Origin of the sequence: Leucobacter sp. OH1287, assembly GCF_003859945.1 — a bacterium.
Classification (GTDB): Bacteria; Actinomycetota; Actinomycetes; order Actinomycetales; family Microbacteriaceae; genus Canibacter.
Window position 1 is genome coordinate 67,774 of the sequence record NZ_RQYM01000003.1, and the last position, 18,088, is coordinate 85,861.

Here is an 18,088-nt window from a genome sequence, read left to right on the forward strand (position 1 = left end):
GTGACAGCAGCACAGAGCACCGCAACAGTTGACGATTATATTGACCGGTACGGCGACTTTATTGCCGCCAGCCCAACCGCTTTTCACGCGGCCGCAAATGCTGCAGAGCAGTTAAAAGCGGCCGGGTTTAGCGAGTACGGGCTGACCGAGGACTGGGAAGAAATCGCCCAGCAAAACAGCTCCGGTATTGCCGACTCTGCGGGCTTTGTGCTGCGCGACGGCGCGATTATTGCATGGCGGGTGGGGGCGGATCCGCTGCCCCACACCCCCTTCAATATTTGGGGCGCGCACAGCGACTCACCAGGGTTTGTGCTGAAGCCGAACCCGAACCGGAAAACCGAGTCGTGGGCGCAGGCAAACGTTGAGGTTTACGGCGGTGTGCTGCTCAACTCCTGGCTGGATCGCGACCTCGAGTTCGCGGGGCGGGTGTTTGACAGCGCCGGTAACTGCCGGCTGATCCGCACCGGGCCGGTTGCCAGGATCGCGCAGCTCGCCGTGCATCTCGACCGTGAGGTGAACAACGGGCTGAAGCTTGACCGGCAGCTGCACACGCAGCCGATTATCGGGGTTGGCGAGGTTGATGTTGCCGAGCTGCTGGCGGACGCGGCGGGAATCCCCGTCACTGAGCTTGCCGCCTGGGATGTGTCACTCGCTGACACACAGCTGCCGGCGCGGATCGGCGCACACCGGGAGCTGTTTGCTGCAGGGCGCCAAGACAACCTCAGCTCAACCTACGCAGGGCTTGCGGCGTTGATCGCGCAGACCCCGGCGCCGCAGAGCATTGCGGTGCTCGCCGTATTCGACCATGAAGAGGTTGGATCCGGCAGCACAACAGGCGCTGGTGGCCCACTGTTGCAGGGGGTTATTAAGCGGCTGCAGCGGCTGATCGGGGCTGACACCGAGGCAGCGCAGCGTTCGCTCGCCGCTTCGTGGGTTATTTCGGCGGACGCGAGCCACGCGGTGCACCCAAACTACGCGGGGCATCACGATCCAGAGACGAGACCCCAGCCGGGTAAAGGGCCGGTGCTGAAGCACAACGCTAACCAGCGCTACGCAACAACCGGTTTGGGGGCCGCCAAATGGCGAGCCCTGTGTGAGGCGGCAGGTGTGGAGTCGCAGGACTATGTGGCGAACAACACAATCCCGTGCGGTAGCACAATCGGGCCGATCACGGCTGAGCGAACCGGCATCAACACGGTTGATGTTGGGGCGCCGCTGCTGTCGATGCACAGCTGCCGGGAGCTCTCACACGTTGATGACCTCTATGGATTAGCAGAGGTGGCGCGAGAGTTCTTTAGGGGGCAGTAATAACTTTGCGCAAGCTTCGCTGATTTGCGGCTGTTTTTGCGGTGATTCTGCGTCTGGATTGCTAGTATTTAGAGTGTTAGCTAAACAATTGTGGGGTGGATCATGAGCAACAGTCAGCAGTCTTCGGGGGCGATAGAACCAATCTTCAGCACGCGCACACTCGTGCCGACCGTGCAGCGGATCGGTGAAAAAGCGGTTGAGGTTACCTATCTTGGGGTTAACGTTGCCGGTGAGCCGACCTGGATCCTGTGGGACGCGAAAGACCCGTTCATGATCGGGATGCTAAGCCAGGGACAGATGGGTTACACCTTTGAGCAGCGCACAACTATGGGGCCGATGGTTCACAGCAACCTGTCAACCCACAGTGTGCAGCGGATGCTCGGCAGCGGCAACTGAGGGGCGTTAGAGCGGCCCTCAGTCGCTGCGACACGCCCATAAAACCCCTGAAATCATGCGGATTTGACCGCCGCCCGCTGAGTCGATTTGCGCTCACCTCTGAATCTGTCGTAATATTTTTAAGGCGAAAAGATAGCGTCCAGGCGCAATCCGGCCCCATCGTCTAGTGGCCTAGGACGTCGCCCTTTCACGGCGGTAACACGGGTTCGAATCCCGTTGGGGTCACTATCGCCAAAAACACAATTGAATAGCATGTTAAGCATGGCCCTGTGGCGCAGTTGGTTAGCGCGCCGCCCTGTCACGGCGGAGGTCGCGGGTTCAAGTCCCGTCAGGGTCGCAGGTAGAGAACCCTTCAATTTGAAGGGTTTCTTTATCCGAGCGGCACGTCTGCTCGGCTCTGTAGCTCAGTTGGTAGAGCGTCCGCCTGAAGAGTGGAAGGTCACCGGATCGACACCGGTCGGAGCCACCGGTTAAACCCCGTGAGTCGTAAAGGATTCACGGGATTTAGTGTTTCTAATCTAACGCCAGATGGTGTGCGGGGTCGGGAGATACTCAAGAAGCTAATGTATCCTCGAACAGTCGGGAGATCCCCGGCCACAGTGAGATCCCCGAGTGCTGCCCGGGGGATCCCGAAAAGCAAGGATGAGAGACAGACATGATCGAGTTCAAATCCGTTTCAAAACACTACGGCGGGGTTGCTGCCGTTCGGGACTTCTCGCTGCAAATACCGGAGGGTCAGACGCTCGTGTTCGTCGGCTCCTCCGGGTCAGGTAAAACCACACTGCTGCGGATGATCAACCGGATGGTTGAACCGAGCAAAGGTCAGGTTTTAATCGCCGGTCAAGACGTGCAAGTAACCGACGCGGTCAAGCTGCGGCGCAGTATCGGCTATGTTATGCAACACGGCGGCCTGCTGCCGCACCGCACCGTACAAGACAACGTTGCAACGGTGCCGAGACTCAACGGAACCGCCAAACAAACCGCGCGCTTACAGGCGCTGGAACTGCTCGAACGGGTGGGATTGGATCCCAAACTCGCCAAACGCTACCCGCGGGAGCTCTCGGGTGGGCAGCAGCAGCGTGTCGGTGTTGCGCGGGCGCTGGCTGCGGATCCTCAGATTCTGTTGATGGATGAGCCATTTGCCGCGGTGGATCCGATCGTCCGCCGAGAATTGCAGCTGGAGCTGATGCGGCTGCAGGCGGAGCTTGGGAAAACAGTTGTGTTTGTCACCCACGATATTGATGAGGCGCTGCTGCTTGGCGACACCGTTGTTGTGCTAAAAAACGCCGGTGAGATTGCGCAAATAGGCACGCCTGAGCAGCTGGTTAGTGAACCGGCGGATGATTTTGTGCGTGACTTTATCGGTTTTGATCGCAGCGACCGCAGGCTAACAACGGTGACGCGCGGCGGTGTGAAATACGTTGTTGACGCAACCGGCAGGCCGCTCGGTCTGCTCGGTGAGGAACAGTCACCGGCAGCCGTGCAGGGGCAGGCAGAGGGCGACTTGCAGGCAGCGCAGGGGCAGGCTAGAGATCAGCTGACCGCGGAGGCGAGCGCCTAATGGAGTGGCTGCTCAACAACCTCGACAGTGTGCTGCGGCTAACCTGGCAGCATCTGCTGTTGAGCGTTCCGGCGGTGCTTTTGAGTGTGCTGATCGCGGTGCCGATCGGTCGGCTCGCATACCGACTACCGCGGGTTGGCGGAGCGCTTTTGGTTTTAACCTCGCTGCTCTACGCGATTCCGGCGCTGCCGCTACTGATTCTGATACCGGTGATTTTTGGGGTGCCACTGCGCTCGGGCGCGGTGATGGTGATCGGGCTGACGGTCTACGGTGTCGCGCTTTTGGTGCGAACCTCCGCCGACGCTTTTAGTGCTGTGCCCGCCGCTGCGCGCGATGCAGCGATGGCGCTTGGCTACTCTAAAACGGCGATGCTGTGGCGGGTTGAGCTGCCGCTCGCCGTGCCGGTGCTGCTCTCCGGGGTGCGGGTTGTTACCGTGTCAACGATCGGGCTGACAACTATCGGTTCGCTGCTCGGGATCCCGAGTCTCGGCAGTCTGCTAACTGATGGATTCCAGCGTGGCATTGCCGCTGAGGTGATAACCGGTATTGCGGCGACGCTTATTTTGGCGCTGCTGTGTGACGCGCTACTGCTTTTGTGCGGGCGGGTGCTCGCGCCGTGGCAGTGGCGGAGTAGGAGAAGCCGCTGTGAGGCCATCGAATCCGCAGAGCAGTCACCCGTGCGATCCGCTATCGCAGGCGAAGGATCCGCAGCACCCACCGACCGAGGTGGTGCGTGCGCGGGATCCGTTGAACATCGCGGTGTGCCAGTGAACACCGCAGACCGAGGGGAGGCGCTGTGAACCTGTTGCTGGACGCGCTCGCCTGGATCAGCGATCCACAAAACTGGCAGGGCAGCTCGGGCATCCCGGTGCGTCTCACCCAGCACCTCGCCATCACAGCGGTGACGGTGCTCTGCGCGAGCCTAATCGCGATCCCGGCTGGTCTGCTGATCGGGCACACCAGGAAGGGTGCCGGTCTCATCGGCGGTGTCACCGGCGCGGCGCGAGCGATCCCCACGCTCGGTGTTTTAACGCTCGTCGGGCTGGTCGTGGGAATCGGCGCCGTTGCACCGGTTATCGCGCTCGTGGTGCTCGCAATTCCGTCGCTGCTGGCGGGAGCCTACGCGGGTGTGCAGGCGATTAACCGTGAACTGCCGCAGGCCGCGAAGGCGATCGGTATGAGCAGCAGCCAGGTGCTGCTGCGGGTTGAACTGCCGCTTGCGCTGCCGATTATTATCGGCGGTTTTCGCGCCGCCGTGCTGCAGGTTATCGCAACCGCAACACTCGCCGCCTACGTCGCCGATCTGGGCCTCGGCAGGTACCTGTTTGCGGGCCTAAAATCGCGTGATTACGCCGAGATGCTGGGCGGATCCCTGCTGGTTGCGCTGCTCGCGTTAACCGCTGAACTGCTGCTTGCGGGGCTGCAGCACCTGGCAAAACGCCGGTTTGCACTCTCAGTTTAAGCCACTAGGCTGGTTAAGCTAACGAACCGTTTTGGGCGGGCGAGCTGGTTTTTCGGCACCGCAGAACGGTTTAGTAAACCCAACAAGCAAAGCGGAGGTAATAACGGTGTCTAACTCAAACATGCGCAGGGTATTTGCGGGGCTGGTTGGTTTTGCTGCCGCGGCTGCTTTATTGACGGGGTGCGGCAGCGGGGATCCGCTCTCAACGGGCAATCAGGGTGACGGTGAAGAAACCATTGTGATCGGCTCGCAGGACTACTACTCAAACGAGATTATTGCCGAGATTTACGCCCAGGCACTGGAAGCGGAAGGTTTCAGCGTTGACCGGCAGTTCCGGATCGGGCAGCGAGAAATCTATCTGCCGGAGATCGAAGCGGGCAAAATCGACCTGTTCCCGGAGTACACCGGTCCGCTCCTGCAGTACTGGGAGGCTGACACCGAGGCGCGGCTGAGCGATGATGTTTATCAGGCGCTGCAGCAGGCGACGCCTGACGATCTGCAGGTTTTGGACCAGTCACCGGCAACCGACCAGGACTCCTATGTCGTTACCGAGGAGTTTGCGAAAACCTGGAATCTGCGGTCGATCGAGGATTTGCAGCGGGTGACGGATCCGCTAACCCTCGGCGCTAACTCGGAGGCGGAGCAGCGGCCGAACGGCCCGAAGGGGCTGCAGGAGAGCTACGGCGTGAGCGTTGGTTTCACCCCTATTGAGGACGGCGGCGGATCGCTGACCGTGAAGGCGCTGCAGGACAACGATATTCAGCTCGCCATTATTTACACCGCTGATCCGAGCATTAAAACCAATAATCTGGTGGCGCTGGAGGACACCGCCGGCCTGTTTCTCGCGTCACACGTAGTGCCGCTTGCCAGTGCGGATCTGGACCCGAAGGCAGCCAAGGTGGTTAATCGTGTCAGCGAGGCACTCACCGCGGATGACCTGGTGCAGTTGAACGCCCGCAGCGTTAACGAGCAGCTCTCCCCGGATGTGATCGCGAGGGACTGGTTGCAGAACCTTTAGACTGACTACAGGACCTTTAGACCGGTTGCAGAACCTTTAAGCGGGTGACGGCCGGGACGACCCGGTTGCTTCCCAGCGGGAAAATCTCGGTGGGAGCGGATCCACCCGCGGTACCTTTGCGCCAAAAACAAGCTGAGTGTCTGGTAACAGACCGCCCATAAACTAGAAAATTCGCGCACATAATGCTAGGTTAGGTCAGTAGCAAAGTCTCATGCACAGCTTTAATGTTGTCTTGACTCTTGGTTTAATTGCGGCGTTTAGGCGTTGCGATTACCGCAGCTAATGGGTGTTTAGCCAGTTTTGGCAGAGGAGAAATGGGTGGCTGAAGCGTTAAAAAAGAAGATATTAAGGGCCGGGGTTGCCGGCGCGCTGGTGTTTGCGATTACCGGAACCGGCGCGGTTGCGCAGCAGTTTAACGCCTCCCCGGCGGCGGCGCTTGATCTGCCGACCTGGGATGATGTGCAGGCGGCGAAGGCTAACGAGGCTGCAGCGGCGCAGAAGGTTACCGAGATTGAGGGACTGATCGAGCAGGTGAAGTCAGAGGTGGCGACCCTGCAGCAGGCGGCTGTTGACGCGCAGGCGAAGGCCGCGGCGGCGATGGAGGAGTTCAACGCCGCCGACCAAAAGACACAGCGTCTGCAAGAGCAGGCGAGCGAGAGCCAGCAGAAGGCTGAGGCGACAGCCCAGTCAGCGGCCTCGATTGTGTCACAGATGTACCGGTCAGGCGGTGTGGATCGGAACCTTGAGCTGTTTATTGACAGCGACGCCGACACCGCCGATGCGCTGCTCGACAGACTCGCGAGCATGTCAAAGGCAACCGAGCGCAACTCGAAACTCTCAGACGATGCAACCCAGGCGATGAACACCGCTGTTTCGCTCGGCAAGCAGGCTGAGGAGGCTGAAGCGGAGCGTGAGCGGCTGTGGCAGGAGTCAGAGCAGGAGTATCAGAACGCGGGTAAAGCCGTTGAAGATGCTCGTGTTAGGCAGCAACAGGCCGAGGATAACCAGCGAGAGTTGGAGGCGCAGCTTGCCGCGCTGAAAGACCAGACAACCACAACGGTTGCCGGCTACCAGGAGCGCCTACGGATTGAGGCGGAGGAGCGGCGTCGCCGTGAAGAAGAGGCTGCCCGCCAGGCAGCCGCAGCGGCTGAGGAAGCCCGGCGCAGGGCTGCGGCCGCAGCAGCCTCCGCAAACAGCGGCAGCCGCGGTGGCGGCGGCGGTGGCGGCGGTGGCGTTGTTGTTGCACCGCCTGCATCATCGGGAGGCTGGTCCGCACCGCTTCCCGCTGGCAGCTACCGCACAACCTGCCCGTTCCTCTGCTACTACGGACACGACGGGCATGACCTGGGAGCGCCAGCGTGGACCCCGATCTACGCGGCAGCATCCGGCAGGGTTTATTTCTCTGGCTGGGACAGGCTCGGCGGTAACGCGGTGTTTATTGACCACGGCGCGGGTGTTCACACCTGGTACGGTCACATGGTTACCGCGCCAGCGGTTGGCTACGGTCAGTGGGTTGGTCAGGGCCAGATTATCGGTTACGTTGGTATGACCGGTCTGGCAACCGGTAACCACCTGCACTTTGCGACCCGCGTTTACGGCGTTGCGCAGAACCCATACAACTTTATGGCGGCCCGCGGCGTTTACTTGAACTAGCAGGAGCCAGCCTGTGCCGGCTAAAGGTCGCTAGCTGCTGCTGGATCCGGCCGCGGCACCCCCAAAGCTGGTTAGGCGTTAGGTTAGGGGCTAGATTAGGGGCTAAGCGTAAAAAGAGCGCGGCCCGGTGAGCTTTTTCACCGAGCCGCGTTTTCGCGTAACTGGCCGTTAGTGGTCTGACGCAGCGAGGCGCTCAATCGCCTCCTGGATTAGCTGCTCAGCGTCAGCTGCGCTGCCCCAGGCGTCAACCTTCACAAACTTGCCAGGCTCGAGATCCTTGTAGCGCTCGAAGAAGTGCTCAATCTCTTTCCGGGTGTACTCCGGGATGTCGTTTACGTCCTGAATGTGCTGCCAGCGTGGGTCCTTGTGCTGCACAGCAATAACCTTGTCGTCACCGCCGGCCTCATCGCTCATCCGCAGCACACCAACCGGGCGCACCTTCACACCAACGCCGGGGAAAACCGGGTAGTCGAGCAGCACGAGCACGTCCAGCGGGTCACCGTCCTCACCCAGGGTGTTCTCAAAGAAACCGTAGTCGGTTGGGTAGACAAAGTTGGTGTAGAGCACGCGATCCAGGTAGACGCGACCGGTCTCGTGGTCAACCTCGTACTTGTTGCGGCTACCCTTGGGGATCTCAATTACTGCATCATAGCTCGCCATTATCTCTCCTAAGTGTGATTAAGTATTATTACAATCCCTAATAGTCTACTGTGCTCAAGCCACCAGGCAAACAACCGGCCGTTAGCTAAACAGCACAAGCAAACAGAACGGGGGGCATGCTATGCAGCCACTCTTGCGACCGAGTCTCCACCCGGCGACCGCGCTCACCCGAAACGCCGTCTATCAGAGTCTCACCCGCTACGCAGACGGCAGCCCCGAGAGACTCGGCACCGTCTTTGTTGGACTCTCCGGCGGCGCGGATTCACTCGCCCTGCTCGCCGCAACCGCGTTTGTGACGCAGCGGCTCGGGGTTAACTGCGCCGCCATTATTGTGGATCACGGACTACAGCCCGACTCGGAGCAGGTCGCCGCCAGAGCGGCTGAGCAGGCACGGGATTTGCTGGTTCGTGACGTGCGAACGGTGCGGGTCACCGTCACAGAGCGTGGTGAGGGGCTTGAGGCGGCAGCCCGCGCGGCACGTTTTGCGGTGTTTAGCGAGCAGCTCGGAGACAACGATGTGCTGCTGCTCGGCCACAACCAGAACGACCAGGCCGAGCAGGTGCTGCTCGGTTTAGCGCGTGGATCCGGGCTCCGCGCAATCGCCGGTATCGCCCCCGCCCGCGGCCAAATCCTGCGCCCCTTCCTGGACCTCGACAGGCCGACGATTGAAACGGCCTGCGCTGCCCAGCAGATTCAGCCGTGGCGGGATCCACACAACGAGGATGAGCGGTTTCTGCGAGTGCGGGTGAGGCGGCGGGTGCTGCCGTTTCTGGAGGAGCAGCTTGGCCCGGGCGTTGCCCAGTCGCTTGTTAGAACGGCGCAGCAGGCACGAGATGACGCAGACTATTTCGCGCAGCTGGTGCCACCGCTCGTCGACGCAGCCGAGATAGTCGCAACCGAGGCGGATCCGCTGCCCCCCGAGGTTAATTACTGTCTGGATGTCAGCAGCATCGAGGGCCAACCGGCGGCGCTTTTGAAGCGGATTGTGCGGGAGGCGGCTAGGCGGTCGGCGGGGGTGAGCCTCAGCGCAAACCACACCGAGCAGGTTGTGCGGCTGATCCACCACTGGCGGGGACAGAAACAGCTGGAGCTTGAGGGTGTTCGCGTGCAGCGAGCGGCTAACAGGCTTTTCTTTAAGCCTGGGGCTATAACATAGAGGAGTATTGGTTTATCTGAGCAAAGGAACAACATGCGCGCGAGCGATCTTGGTGATGAGCTGCAGCGAGTTTTGTACACCGAAGGGCAACTGCATGAGCGGTTAGACGAGCTGGCAAAACAGATTGACGCTGACTACGCAGGTAAACAACCGCCGCTGCTGGTGGGTGTTTTGAAGGGCGCTGTGATGGTTGTTGCTGATCTGTCGCGCAGACTGAGCTTCCAAGCTGAGATGGACTGGATGGCCGTCTCAAGCTACGGTTCGGGCACCAAATCATCCGGTGTTGTCAAGATTCTGAAGGATCTCGACCAGGATGTGACGGGCCGTGAGGTGCTGATTGTTGAGGACATTATCGACTCCGGGCTGACGCTCGCCTGGTTGAAGGATAACCTTTTGAGCCGTGGCGCAAAGGACGTGAAAATTTGCACGATGCTGCGCAAACCGGAGGCATTGAAGGTTGTTATCGACGTCGACTATCTTGGTTTTGATATCCCAAACGAGTTTGTTGTTGGCTACGGGCTTGACTACGCTGAGCGGTATCGCAACCTGCGCGATGTTGCAGTGCTCTCACCGCACGTTTATTCGTAACGAGTTTTTAGCAAGAGTTATTTCATAAGGAGCCTACTTGGCCGAGGCAAAAGCAAAACCAAAGAAGCTGTTTCGCGGTCCCTGGATCTACGTTATTTTAGCGCCTGTTTTGGTGCTGCTCGGGTGGTCGCTGTTGATGAACGGCGCAAACCCGGAGGTGTCAACGCAGCGCGGTTTGGCGATCCTCGCCGGTGACACCGTGAAGCGGGCGCAGGTGATTGACGGTGAACAGCGCGTCAACCTGGAGCTCACCAAGGCGGATAAAAAAACCGGCACAACCGCTGTCCACTTCTACTATGTTGAGCAGCGCGGTGAGGCGGTTGTTGACGCCGTCACCAAGGCAGAGTTGAAAGACGGCTACACCGATAAGGTGCCGCAGCCGAGCGCCTGGTGGTCACTGCTGAGCATTCTGCTGCCGATCCTGGTTATCGGTGGTCTGTTCTGGTGGATGATCAGCTCAATGGGCAGCGGCGGTAACCGCATGATGCAGTTTGGCAAGTCAAAAGCGAAACTGATGAGCAAAGAAACCCCGCAGGTGCGCTTTAGCGATGTTGCCGGAGCGGACGAGGCGGTTGAGGAGCTTGAGGAGATTAAAGACTTCCTGCAGGACACGAAGCGTTTCCAAGCGGTTGGTGCGCGCGTGCCCAAGGGTGTTCTGCTCTACGGCCCTCCGGGAACCGGTAAAACCCTGCTGGCTCGCGCGGTAGCGGGCGAGGCGGGTGTGCCGTTCTATTCCATCTCGGGATCCGACTTTGTTGAGATGTTCGTTGGTGTCGGTGCGAGCCGCGTCCGTGACCTGTTTAAAGAGGCGAAAGAGAACGCGCCAGCGATTATCTTCGTTGACGAGATCGACGCGGTCGGTCAGCGCCGCGGCAACGGCATGGGCGGCGGCCACGATGAGCGTGAGCAGACACTCAACCAGCTGCTGGTTGAGATGGACGGGTTTGACCCGAAGGCAAACGTGATTATGATTGCCGCAACCAACCGTCCAGACATGCTGGATCCGGCGCTTTTGCGTCCGGGACGTTTCGACCGGCAGATCGGTGTTGACGCCCCAGACATGAAGGGCCGCCGCAAGATTCTAGAGGTGCACGCGAAGGGTAAGCCACTGTCCAACAACGTTGATCTTGACGTTGTTGCCCGTAAAACCCCAGGCTTTACCGGTGCGGATCTCGCAAACGTGCTGAACGAGGCAGCGCTTTTGACGGCGCGCTCTAACGCTGACCTGATCGACAACCGGGCCCTCGACGAGGCGATCGACCGGGTGATGGCCGGTCCGCAGCGTCGCACCAGGGTTATGAAGGATCAGGAGCGACTGATCACCGCCTACCACGAGGGCGGTCACGCGCTGGTTGCTGCAGGCCTCAACCACAGTGATCCGGTCACGAAGATCACGATTATGCCGCGCGGTCGCGCGCTCGGTTACACGATGGTGATCCCGATTGACGATAAATACTCGGTGACCCGTAACGAGCTGCAGGATCAGCTCGCCTACGCACTCGGCGGCAGGGTTGCTGAGGAGCTGGTGTTCCACGATCCAACCACGGGAGCAGGAAACGATATTGAGAAGGCGACCGCAACCGCCCGCAAGATGGTTGTTGAGTACGGCATGAGCGCGAAGCTCGGGCCGGTGAAGCTGAGCGAGTCGGAGTCGTCACCGTACCTGGGTGAGTTCGGCACCGCCAGGAACTTCTCCGAGAGTGTTGCGCAGCAGGTTGATGATGAGGTGCGTGAGATTCTGGAGCAGGCGCACAATGAGGCGTACGAGATTCTGACGATGAACCGCGATATTCTTGACCGGCTGGCGCTTGAACTGCTGGAGAAAGAAACGCTGGACCACAACCAGGTTGCTGAGATCTTCAAGGACGTGAAGAAGATTGCGCCGCGGCCGCAGTGGCTGTCGAGCGAGAAGCGTCCGGTTTCGGATCTGCCGCCGGTTGCGGTGCCGAAGTCGGTGAGCGCGGAGGCGCCGGTCGCTCCGGCAGCGCCGGAAGCTGCGGCGGATTCGGCTGTGCCGGGTGCTGCGGGTGCTGCCCCGGATGCTGCGCCTGGTGCTGCGGGTGCCGCTGCGAACCCCGAGAGTGAAAACAACTAGCATGGCTACGCGCGGCTTCGACAGTTCTCGTGCCGCTGCTGCGGTGCGTGAGCTGCTTATCGCAATCGGCGAGGATCCTGACCGGTCCGAGCTGAGGAGCACCCCCGAGCGGGTTGCGGCGAGCTACGCAGAGCTGTGCTCGGGCGTGGGCGTCGACCCGAGCAGTGTGCTCGGGGATCCGCTGCCGGACACAAGCGGCGGCGAGGCGGTGCTCGTGAAAGATATTGAGCTGCTGTCGCTCTGTGAACACCACCTGCTACCGTTCAAGGGTGTTGCGCACATCGCCTATCTGCCGAGCACCCAGATTGTCGGGTTTGGTGCGCTGCCGCGGCTGGTGAGTGTGCTCGCGAGCAGACCGCAGGTGCAGGAGCGGCTCGGTGAGCAGATTATGACCACGCTTGACAGCGCGCTTGCGACGCGCGGTGTGCTGGTTGTGATCGAGGCGGTGCACGGCTGTATGCGCGATCGTGGATCACGGCAGACCAGCGCAACCGCGGTCACCGTTGCTGCCTGCGGGGAGCTGAGGGAGCCGCTGCGGAGGGCAGAGCTGATGGCTCTGATCGGTGAAAAAAGAGAAGGTGCCGCTCACTAGTGTGAGGGGGACGGAGTTTTTCGGTGACGATACTGGTTGGGATTCTAAACACAACCCCGGATAGTTTTAGTGACGGCGGTAACTTCCTCGACGCCTCGGCGGCTGTGGATCACGCCCGCCAGCTGGTCAGCGAGGGCGCCGCAATTATCGACATCGGCGGTGAGAGCACCCGACCCGGATCAATACGGGTAACACCCGAGGAGGAACAGCGGCGGATCCTTGAGATCGTGCGGCGGGTGAAGGATCTGGGTGTCACCGTCTCGGTTGACACCGTTAACGCGAGCACCGCGGCTGCGGCACTGGCGGCGGGAGCTGACATCATCAACGATGTTTCTGGCGGGCTGCATGATCCGCAGATGCTTAAGACGGTTGCAAAACACAACGCCGGATTCATCGCCGGGCACTGGCGCGGGTTCCCCAAGCCGGACAACAGCCGGAGTGACTACATGGACGTTGTCGCCGAGGTTATTGAGCAGCTGCAACAGCGGGCGGCGGCGGCCAGGCAGGCGGGCATTGCGGCGAGCAAAATAGTGCTCGATCCGGGCTTAGGCTTTGATAAAACCCCCGAGCAGTGCTGGCGGTTATTGCGTGCGCTGCCGCGGCTGCAGCGGATCGGATACCCGCTGCTAATCGGTGCTTCCCGCAAGCGCATGGTTGCTGACCTGATCGCACAGCAGCCCGGTCGCGGCGGCGAGCAGGCAGATCGGCAGGGTGGTGGATCCGTGTCCGGCGCTGTTGAGCGCGCGGGGGAGCGTGACCTGGTCACCGCCCTGATCACAGCGGCCTGCGCCAGCTACGGTGTTTGGGGTGTGCGCGTGCACAACGTTGCCGCCTCGCAGCTGGCGTTGGCGGTTGCCCGCGAGACCGGGACGGCGAACGAGACTGAGACTGCCAACGAGGCTGAGACGGTGGCGCGGACTGGGACGGCGAACGAGACCGGGACGGCGGGGCAGACCGCTGCGGGTTCGTGGCCAGCCGAGGAGCTGAGCGGCGATACTATCTCGCTCACCGGGCTGCGGGTTTTTGCCCACCACGGGGTGCTCGCGGAAGAGAAGCGTGACGGCCAAACCTTTTTAATTGACGCGGTTATTCACCTCAACACCGCGGCGAGCGCCGCGAGTGATGAGCTTAAGCAGACGGTGAACTACGCGGATTTGGCGGTTGCGCTAAAAACGGCGGCGGCTGAGGGATCCCTCGACCTGATTGAGACGCTTGCGCACCGGCTCGCGGATGTTGCGCTGAGTTTTAGTGGCGTTGAGAGTGCTCGCATCACGGTGAATAAACCGGATGCGCCGATCCCCGCGGAGTTTTTAAACGTGGCGGTGACCATCACCAAGCACCGGCGCCGGGCTGCCGGGGCTGGGCAGCTGGGGGAGTCGTCGTGATCGCGCAGTTCGCCCCGATTGTGCTTGCCTTCGGCGCCAACCTCGGTGACCGGGAGGCGGTTATTTCCGCGGCCTTTGCGGAGCTGCAAGCGCACCCACAAATCAGCGAGTTCCAGGCGTCACCGCTCAGGCAGAGCGTGGCGTTAACCGTTGCCGGTCGTGACGAGCAGGCACCGCGCTACCTCAACGCGATCGCAACCGCGGTCACAACCCTCACCGCGCCCGAACTGCTGCGGCTCGTGCAGCAGATTGAGACGAAACACGGCCGGGTGCGCGATACCCGCTGGGGAGATCGCACCCTCGACATCGACATTATTGTTTACGCCGGGAAGGTGCAGCGCACCCCGGAGCTGACACTGCCGCACCCCGAGGCGCACCTGCGTGATTTTGTGCTCTCGCCGTGGCTGCTGCTGGATCCGGGAGCGGCGCTGCCGAGGCACGGTCGCGTCCGTGACCTGCTCGCCCAGATCGGGGACACAACAGAACCGTATCTGCCGGATCCACCCCGGGAAGGGACAGTGAGTGATGAACCCTAACCGTTCCATCCCGCCGAGTGTTTTAACGCTGACCGGTGTTATCGGGTTTCTGCTCGGGTTTGCGCTGCAGCTGTTGATTGTCAACAGCGGCTACCCGCTGCTGTTGCCGGCCTGGCTGAGCCTGGCGATGGTCGCCGCAATCGCCGCCGTGATTCTGATCCTCGGGCTGCGGGTGAGAGCCGCGATCGCCTCAAAAGAGCGAACCGTTAACCCCTTTGCGGCTCTCAGGCTGCTCGCTGCCGCCCGCTGCGCACAGCTCGCCGGAATCGGCTTCGCCGCGGCCCATTTAGCCACTGCGCTGCTGCTTCTGCTCCGACCGGTTGGTGTGGGAATTACTCAGTGGTCGGTGGTTTTGGCTGCGATATTGGTGTATACCGCGCTTGCCGTGATTGGTATTATTGTAGAGAGATTCTGCAAACTACCGCCGGTTGACAACGACGAGCTGCCACCACTTGATGAGGAACCAGCAACCGCATAGACCGGGATCGTGTGAAGCTAGAAACTATTTAGATCAGGAGGATATATGTCCGATACCGTAACAAATCTGGCTGCGAATAACAGACGCAATTCCTGGCCTGCCGCCGATCAGGGGCAGTGGCATCGTATCGCCCCCAGCTACATGCTGATTGACCTGGCAACAAACCTGATTTTCGCGGGTGTGGTGCTGGCGATTATGTTCGCCCCGTCAACCAACGAGCTCCTGCACAACCTCGGCCCCTGGAGCTTCTACCTGCTCGGCGGTCTAGCCGGAATCGCAGTGCTGAGCGGCATCTTCTCATTCTGGCGAACCCGCAGCATGGGGTATATGCTGCGCGCCGACGACTTCGTGTTCACCCGCGGTTTTATTTTTAAGCGGATCATCGCAATCCCCTACGGCAGGTTGCAGCTCGTCGATATTGAGCGCGGTCCACTCTTGCGTGCTTTCGGCCTGTCACAGCTGAAATTTGTAACCGCAGCGGTTGGGCTGTCAATTAAACTACCCGGCATCAGGGAAGCTGAGGCGGAGCGTCTGCGCGACACACTGATTGAGATGGCAGAGACGCGACGGAGCGGAATGTAATGAGCACACCCGCAGTAAACCCGGAGAGCGCGGGCTGGCGCAGGCTACACCCGCTCACACCGTTTCTCAACGGTGGATTTATTTTTGTTGTGATCACGGGTATTTTCATCTCGAACTTCCGCGACACACTGTTCGGTCCGATCCTGCGCGGCCTGTTTGGTGCACCTGAGCAGCAACAGGGCTCGGGCAGATACGATCCGGCCGACTGGGTATTTAGTGCCTTGTCGCAGAGCGACAACCTGCTGCTGCGGCTGCTAATTCCGCTGCTTGTGCTGCTCGGAATCGTGCTAATCGCTGTGCTGTTTAGCTGGATCAGCTGGCGGTTCATGCGCTTCCAAATCACCTCCGAGGCGGTGGAGCTGCGCCGCGGTGTCGTCTTTAAGAAACAGTCTCGGGCTCCGCTGAAGCGGGTGCAGGCGATCGATATTGAGCGGCGCCTGTTAGCCCGGGTTTTCGGCCTCGCCGAGCTCAACATCCTAAACGCGGGAGACACCCTCAAACTCGCCTTCGTGCGTTACTCTGAGGCGAAGGCGCTGCGAGACGAGATTCTGCAGTCTGTGCGGATCGCGAAAGGCAGCGACCCTGCTGCAACCCCCGCCACAGCTCTCGGCGCCGAGGCTGTTCCCGGTCAGGGCGCGGTTCCCGGTGCGGTTCATGGCGTTGTTCCTGGCGCTGAAGCTGTAGCTGGTGCTGGCGCTGTTCCTGGCGCTGGCGCGGCTCTTCCCGGTGCTGTAGCTGGCGCTGGCGCTGTTCCCGGCACCGCCGCACAGCAGCCGAGCACCCTGCAGCAGCGACTACAGAGCGGGCTGGAGCAGCGCGCTGGTGAGTTCGCCGACGAGGACATCGACCACCGCGCACTCGCGGGCCAAACCCTTTTCCGGGTTTCACCGGGTAAACTGCTGCTCAGCAGGATTTTTGACATCGGCACGCTGCTCTTGCTCACGATTTTTATTGGCTCGCTGATTGCGATAATCCTCGTCCCCGAACCGGAGGCGAAGCTGATTATGGTCTCCGCGCTGCTCGCGCCCGCGCTGTTCGGCATTATTCCGAGCATCTGGCTCGGCTTCAACAAAAACTTTGGCTTCACGGTCTCAACCGCCGGTGACGAGGTGCGGATCGCGTCCGGTCTCACCAAAACGGTCACCGAGACGCTGCAGATCAGGCGGATCCAGTCGGTGCAGGTGTCGCAGTCGCTGCTGTGGCGACTGTTCGGCTGGTGGAAAGTGGACTACACAATCCCGGCAGCAGCCACCTCGGGGGAGGAGTCACAGCAGATCTCAAAGGTTGCTCTGCCAGTTGGATCCCGCGAGGAAGTGCAGCAGCTGCTCGCCCTGATGCTGCCGGAAATGGTCACCGCTGAGACAGTCAGCGAGGGCATGGACGGCACCGGCGACTGGCAGATCACCCCGCCAGCGCGCGGCGGCATTATCAACCTGTTTAATCAGAAACGCAAGGCAGCCACGGTGCGAGCGGGCGGCGCTGAGCGTTCCCCGCTGCTGCTTTTGCGCTCCGGCTCGGTTGTGCGCTGGTTCTCGATTGTGCCGCTCACCAGGGTGCAGGGGCTGATCTACAGGGTCAACCTGAAGCACGCAATTTTGCGGCTCGCGAGACTCGATGTGTTCTCTTCACGGATCAATGCCAAGTCAAGCATCAGCGGTGTGGATCCAGCCGAACTGCAGCGGTTTATTGACACTCTCTCCGCGGAACTGCTGCGCGCCCAACTGTCAGAGGCATCGCCCGCTCACAACGCCCACGGCCAGCACGGCGCTCATGAACAGCACAGTCAGCACGGTCAGTACGCAGCGCAGGCGGATCCCGCCCACAGCGCCCAGGCTGCCCAGCATGCTATGGCACACGGCGCGCAGCCTATCGCAGGCGGCGCAGCGCCGGGCAACAGCGACGAGTGGCGGAGCTTAAACGGGCATGAACAACAGAGCTGGTAGACTCCGGGTCGGGGTTATCGGCTCCGGCAGGGTTGGGCCAGTTTTGGCGCTCGCGCTCGCTGGCGCCGGCCACGAACTCGTCGGTATCACCGCTGCGGGCGATGAGGCAAAAAGCCGGGTCGCAGCGATGCTGCCCAACCTGCCGATTGCGCAGCCCGACGAGCTGATCAAGAACAGCCAGCTTGTTGTGTTTGCTATCCCGGGATCCGAACTGCCCGCGGTTGTTGACGGCTTTACCCGCGCAAAACTGTGGCAGCCGGGGCAGTTGGTTATGCACACCGCGCCCGAGCACGGCTACCTGGTGTTCGGGCCGGCGATGGCGCAGGGCGTGATCCCGCTGGCGGTGCACCCTGGCATCGTGTTTACCGGCACGAGCATGGATCTGATCCGCCTCAAAGAAGCGGTTTGCGCCGTTACAGCGCCGGATCCGGTGCTCCCGATCGCGCAGGCGCTCGCCGTAGAAATGGGTGCTGAACCGCTGGTTATTGCCGAGGCGGATCGGGCTGCCTACGCAGACAGTGTGCAGGCGGCGTGTGAGCTGGGCCAGGCGGTTGTGAAGAACGCCAAACAGTCGCTCACCGCGCTGGGGGTTGCCGATCCACAAAAGCTGCTTGCCCCACTCTTGCACGCAGCGGTCGACGAGGCGTTGCGCAGCACAGATACCTGAGCAGAACC

At 61.1% G+C, this 18,088-nt stretch carries 18 protein-coding genes and 3 tRNA genes; 20 read left to right on the top strand and 1 reads right to left on the bottom strand.

Features of this window, described 5'->3' with window-relative positions; all coding sequences use genetic code 11:
* From EII30_RS02540 to EII30_RS02585, 10 genes are all read left to right on the top strand, one after another.
* Window positions 1-1,308, top strand: coding sequence for a M18 family aminopeptidase (locus EII30_RS02540; protein ID WP_199731549.1), 1,308 nt, complete (start codon window positions 1-3; stop codon window positions 1,306-1,308).
* Between the two features lie 102 nt (window positions 1,309-1,410).
* Window positions 1,411-1,704, top strand: a complete 294-nt coding sequence (locus EII30_RS02545) for a hypothetical protein (RefSeq protein WP_124885768.1) — start codon at window positions 1,411-1,413, stop codon at window positions 1,702-1,704.
* A gap of 152 nt (window positions 1,705-1,856) precedes the next feature.
* Window positions 1,857-1,929, top strand: a tRNA-Glu gene (locus tag EII30_RS02550).
* 38 nt (window positions 1,930-1,967) lie between these two features.
* A tRNA-Asp gene (locus EII30_RS02555) sits at window positions 1,968-2,041 on the top strand.
* Between the two features lie 56 nt (window positions 2,042-2,097).
* A tRNA-Phe gene (locus EII30_RS02560) sits at window positions 2,098-2,170 on the top strand.
* A gap of 189 nt (window positions 2,171-2,359) precedes the next feature.
* Entirely contained in the window at window positions 2,360-3,265 is a 906-nt protein-coding gene (locus EII30_RS02565) for an ABC transporter ATP-binding protein (protein ID WP_124885769.1), read from the top strand.
* Entirely contained in the window at window positions 3,265-4,065 is an 801-nt protein-coding gene (locus EII30_RS02570) for an ABC transporter permease (RefSeq protein ID WP_124885770.1), read from the top strand. The genes EII30_RS02565 and EII30_RS02570 overlap by 1 nt, the downstream gene beginning before the upstream one ends.
* A complete protein-coding gene (locus EII30_RS02575; RefSeq protein ID WP_124885771.1) occupies window positions 4,062-4,727 on the top strand; it encodes an ABC transporter permease in 666 nt (221 codons plus the stop codon). The genes EII30_RS02570 and EII30_RS02575 overlap by 4 nt, the downstream gene beginning before the upstream one ends.
* 106 nt (window positions 4,728-4,833) lie before the next feature.
* Window positions 4,834-5,745, top strand: a complete 912-nt coding sequence (locus tag EII30_RS02580; protein ID WP_370266890.1) for a glycine betaine ABC transporter substrate-binding protein — start codon at window positions 4,834-4,836, stop codon at window positions 5,743-5,745.
* A 318-nt stretch (window positions 5,746-6,063) separates the two neighbouring features.
* Window positions 6,064-7,398: a M23 family metallopeptidase gene (locus tag EII30_RS02585; protein ID WP_124885772.1), complete on the top strand. Its 1,335-nt coding sequence runs from the start codon at window positions 6,064-6,066 to the stop codon at window positions 7,396-7,398.
* Between the two features lie 168 nt (window positions 7,399-7,566).
* Here EII30_RS02585 and ppa read toward each other — a convergent pair whose 3' ends face one another.
* A complete protein-coding gene (ppa, locus tag EII30_RS02590) occupies window positions 7,567-8,058 on the bottom strand; it encodes an inorganic diphosphatase (protein WP_124885773.1) in 492 nt (163 codons plus the stop codon).
* 121 nt (window positions 8,059-8,179) lie between these two features.
* On the opposite strand from ppa, the gene tilS reads away from it, so the two are divergent.
* From tilS to EII30_RS02640, 10 genes are read left to right on the top strand one after another with little or no spacing between them, the layout of a single operon-like run.
* Window positions 8,180-9,214: a tRNA lysidine(34) synthetase TilS gene (gene tilS / locus EII30_RS02595; protein WP_124885774.1), complete on the top strand. Its 1,035-nt coding sequence runs from the start codon at window positions 8,180-8,182 to the stop codon at window positions 9,212-9,214.
* Between the two features lie 33 nt (window positions 9,215-9,247).
* Window positions 9,248-9,802, top strand: coding sequence for a hypoxanthine phosphoribosyltransferase (hpt, locus tag EII30_RS02600; protein WP_124885775.1), 555 nt, complete (start codon window positions 9,248-9,250; stop codon window positions 9,800-9,802).
* 37 nt (window positions 9,803-9,839) lie between these two features.
* Window positions 9,840-11,897, top strand: a complete 2,058-nt coding sequence (gene ftsH, locus EII30_RS02605; RefSeq protein ID WP_233569250.1) for an ATP-dependent zinc metalloprotease FtsH — start codon at window positions 9,840-9,842, stop codon at window positions 11,895-11,897.
* 1 nt (window position 11,898) lies between these two features.
* Entirely contained in the window at window positions 11,899-12,489 is a 591-nt protein-coding gene (gene folE / locus EII30_RS02610) for a GTP cyclohydrolase I (protein WP_124885776.1), read from the top strand.
* 23 nt (window positions 12,490-12,512) lie between these two features.
* Window positions 12,513-13,874 carry a dihydropteroate synthase gene (gene folP, locus EII30_RS02615; RefSeq protein WP_124885777.1) on the top strand — a complete coding sequence of 454 codons (1,362 nt, stop codon included), beginning with the start codon at window positions 12,513-12,515 and terminating at the stop codon, window positions 13,872-13,874.
* A complete protein-coding gene (gene folK / locus EII30_RS02620; RefSeq protein ID WP_124885778.1) occupies window positions 13,871-14,410 on the top strand; it encodes a 2-amino-4-hydroxy-6-hydroxymethyldihydropteridine diphosphokinase in 540 nt (179 codons plus the stop codon). The genes folP and folK overlap by 4 nt, the downstream gene beginning before the upstream one ends.
* A complete protein-coding gene (locus EII30_RS02625) occupies window positions 14,400-14,888 on the top strand; it encodes a DUF3180 family protein (RefSeq protein WP_124885779.1) in 489 nt (162 codons plus the stop codon). Before folK ends, EII30_RS02625 begins: the two co-directional genes overlap by 11 nt.
* 45 nt (window positions 14,889-14,933) lie before the next feature.
* Window positions 14,934-15,470, top strand: coding sequence for a PH domain-containing protein (locus tag EII30_RS02630; RefSeq protein ID WP_124885780.1), 537 nt, complete (start codon window positions 14,934-14,936; stop codon window positions 15,468-15,470).
* Window positions 15,470-17,413 carry a PH domain-containing protein gene (locus EII30_RS02635; RefSeq protein ID WP_124885781.1) on the top strand — a complete coding sequence of 648 codons (1,944 nt, stop codon included), beginning with the start codon at window positions 15,470-15,472 and terminating at the stop codon, window positions 17,411-17,413. The genes EII30_RS02630 and EII30_RS02635 overlap by 1 nt, the downstream gene beginning before the upstream one ends.
* A complete protein-coding gene (locus EII30_RS02640; RefSeq protein ID WP_124885782.1) occupies window positions 17,394-18,080 on the top strand; it encodes a DUF2520 domain-containing protein in 687 nt (228 codons plus the stop codon). Before EII30_RS02635 ends, EII30_RS02640 begins: the two co-directional genes overlap by 20 nt.
* Window positions 18,081-18,088: the final 8 nt, after the last annotated feature.